2 protein-coding genes are annotated in these 574 nt (G+C 54.5%); both read right to left on the reverse strand.

The features are described 5' to 3' along the window. Positions 1 to 82 precede the first annotated feature (82 nt). Positions 83 to 523 carry a hypothetical protein gene (locus WA429_RS21155; RefSeq protein WP_068517700.1) on the reverse strand — a complete coding sequence of 147 codons (441 nt, stop codon included), beginning with the start codon at positions 521 to 523 and terminating at the stop codon, positions 83 to 85. 4 nt (positions 524 to 527) lie between these two features. Next, positions 528 to 574, reverse strand: a 47-nt coding sequence (locus WA429_RS21160) for a hypothetical protein (RefSeq protein ID WP_336107903.1), incomplete at its 5' end; no start/stop codon positions are given.

Below are 574 nucleotides of genomic sequence, written 5' to 3' on the forward strand. Positions count from 1 at the left end.
GAACCTCGAAGAAGATGAGCGGAAAGCGGGCGAGGAAGGACGTAAAGTCCCTCCGACCCGCGTTCCGACCTGAGTTCTTCGATTACGCCGCGGATAGCTTCTCGAGCAGGGCATCTGCCGTTGTGATTTCACGCAACGGCATATCATTGGTTGAGGCGTCCGGGTCAGCATCATAGCGCAATCCTTCGCCATCCCAGAACCACCAGTATACGACGTTGCCCTGTTTGTCACGGATCGGCATCCGGAACGTGGGGAACGTTGTGTCGCTGGCTGGTATCTTTGCAGCACCGACTTTTTCACCTTCGAGCATGCCTTTTTGCAGGACTGAAAACAGCGGCAGCATAAAGGTGAATTTGGTTTTACCACTGGCAAGTTCTGCGATATTGGCCGGGCGCGCTGCATGACGTCCGGGCAAAGCACGGACCACTTCGGGATACGCCGGATGGTTGTGTGTGACCTGCAGATAGCCAAAGCCGTTGGGCAGCTTGATTTCGATGATATCGCCAGGTTGGAATTGTTTCATTGTCCTACCCCAGTGTTACGTCGAGACCGATATCAAGGGTCGGTGCAGAAA

Origin of the sequence: Thalassospira sp. CH_XMU1420-2, from assembly GCF_037029325.1 — a bacterium.
Classification (GTDB): domain Bacteria; phylum Pseudomonadota; class Alphaproteobacteria; order Rhodospirillales; family Thalassospiraceae; genus Thalassospira; species Thalassospira povalilytica.

Bases quoted from the DNA above. Each gene is read 5' to 3' on its own strand.
- WA429_RS21155 (WP_068517700.1), bottom strand. From the start codon at position 523: ATGAAACAATTCCAACCTGGCGATATCATCGAAATCAAGCTGCCCAAC.